This is a genomic window from Paraburkholderia sp. SIMBA_027 (assembly GCF_046535315.1).
GTDB lineage: Bacteria > Pseudomonadota > Gammaproteobacteria > Burkholderiales > Burkholderiaceae > Paraburkholderia > Paraburkholderia tropica.
Genome location: NZ_JAWRWY010001486.1, coordinates 1 through 241 on the forward strand (window position 1 = coordinate 1; position 241 = coordinate 241).

1 protein-coding gene is annotated in these 241 nt (G+C 31.5%); it reads right to left on the reverse strand.

Features of this window, described 5'->3' with window-relative positions; genetic code table 11:
- The coding region (locus SB764_RS44140; RefSeq protein ID WP_410867330.1) for a hypothetical protein at positions 1-241 on the reverse strand (241 nt) is incomplete at both ends.

The following is a 241-nucleotide window of genomic DNA, read 5'->3' on the forward strand; positions in this document are numbered from 1 at the left end:
GTATTGTTTGATTGCACGTTGTAGAAAAAGCAGTCAATGTATTGTTCCATGAACGTACATTTTCCTTGGTTACTTTTGCATGGGGTAATTTTAAATCTTCCCAAACTTCCTGATAGGTCAGTAATTCATAAGCACTTGTTCCGGAATCATACAGAAATTTCTCTGTTTTTCCTTTTAACAAGGCAGGAATTATGATATGTCTTTTTTTAAATGAAAAATCAATAAGATTATTTTTGAAACG